This is a genomic window from Endozoicomonas sp. SESOKO4, from assembly GCF_024606275.1.
On record NZ_JAHHPS010000278.1, the window covers coordinates 1 to 1,434 of the forward strand.

1 protein-coding gene is annotated in these 1,434 nt (G+C 54.7%); it reads right to left on the bottom strand.

Translation table 11 applies throughout. The features are described 5' to 3' along the window. Positions 1-1,434: calcium-binding protein (locus tag KDK16_RS05165; RefSeq protein ID WP_257274995.1), on the bottom strand; the 1,434-nt coding region annotated here is incomplete at both ends.

Consider the following 1,434-nt stretch of genomic DNA (forward strand, 5'->3'; position numbering starts at 1 on the left):
ATCAACGGTCAGTTCAGCACCTGATACCGAGCTGTAATCCACCGTATCAGACCCCGCACCGTCATCAATGGCATCGCTGCCTGCACCTTCGATGAAGGTATCCGCTCCGTCACCACCGAACAGCTGGTCGTTACCGGCATTGCCCGTAATAGTGTCATCACCCAGCCCTCCTTCAATGCGGTTGACGCCACCATCGCCGATCAGAGTGTCATTGTGATCACCGGACAAGATATTTTCGATATTATTCAGCGTGTCTGTGAGGGCACCCAGCTCTTTCGCCCGGTTTGTGGTGAGATCCACTTCAACAGCCGCGGAGGCATCGGTGTAATCCACGGTGTCAGTGCCTGCACCACCGTCCAGCAAGTCGGTTCCTGCACCACCTTGCAGGATGTCATCCTGATTGCCACCATAAAGTTTGTCATCACCGTCTGCCCCACTGAGGGTGTCGGTACCGTCATTGCCATAAAATTCATTGTTATTGCTATCGCCTGTAGCCTGGTCATTGCCTGCACCAAGCCGGATAATCTCGATATTACTCAGGGTATCGCTACCACCCAGACCATCATTGTTCGTAGCCTGATTAGCCAGATCAACGACAATGGCCTGGCTACTGGTGTTTGCGGAATAATCAACGGTGTCGGTATCATCACCGCCATCAAGCGTGTCATTGCCTGCAGCACCGTTCAGTGTATCGTTACCCGAACCACCGGAAAGCGCGTTATCTGCGCTGCTCCCTGTCAGGCTGTCGGCACCATCAGAACCAATGAGGTTCTCAATATTACGGAGTGTATCGGTATCAGATCCGGACACAGCCGAGCCGTCCCCTCCCACAACCAGCGTTGCCAGAACGGTCTGACCTGCCCCCAGGTTGCTGTAATCGACGGTATCAATATCATCACCGCCATCGATAATGTCGCTACCGCCTCCTTCAATAAACACGTCATTACCGGCTCCGCCTTCGAGGGTATCGACACCATCACCACCGGTCAAAGTATCGTCGCCGGCATTCCCCCTGAGGGTGTTGGCAGCCGCTGTCCCGGTCAGAACATCGTTACCGCTGCCGGAACTGACTGCTTCAAAATTGCTGATGGTGTCGACATTGTTCGAGCCAGCGTTAACCGAGGCATTGTTGAGGTTTACGGTCAGGTCATTGGTGTGGTCGGTGTAATCCAGTGTGTCAAAACCAGTGCCTCCATCCAGGTCATCGTTTCCGGCTCCGCCGCTGATGGTGTCATTGTCATCCTCGCCGCGAAGGGTGTCGCTGCCATCACCGCCGTAAAGAGTATCGTTCTGGTTACCACCATAGAGTGTATCGTCTGCGCCTTCACCGCGGAGGGTGTCGATGCCATCCAGCCCCTCGATAACATTGGCTGCGCTGTCGCCGGTCAGGGTGTCATCGTGGTTACTGCCCCTGATGTCCTCAATGCTATTCAG